This is a genomic window from Alkalibacterium sp. s-m-28 (assembly GCF_054658175.1).
The window spans coordinates 1-267 of record NZ_BAAGIQ010000376.1 but is presented as its reverse complement, the minus strand read 5'-3'; the positions used below and the strand labels follow the sequence as shown (position 1 = coordinate 267).

Annotated in this window: 1 protein-coding gene; it reads right to left on the bottom strand. The window is 41.9% G+C overall.

Going from position 1 to position 267, the window contains the following annotated elements:
* Positions 1 to 267: transposase (locus ACYQ4S_RS12675; protein WP_459771541.1), on the bottom strand; the 267-nt coding region annotated here is incomplete at both ends.

Below are 267 nucleotides of genomic sequence, written 5' to 3'. Positions count from 1 at the left end.
CGTCTGTAATCTTTTTGGATAGTTTGTGCAAGAAATCTTTGCGCTGATTGGCAATCTTCTCGTGCTTTTTGGCTACCTTTAAGCGTGCTTTATTGCGGTTCTTACCGCCTTTTTGTTTGAGGGATAATGACCGTTGCGCTTTCTTCAGCTTCTTTTCGGACTTGTACAGCGGTTTTGGATTTTTGTGCTTCTCAGTTTCCCCTAAATCATTGGTGGTGATCGCAAAATCAGAAATACCCAAATCAATCCCGATCTTCCGTTCAACTA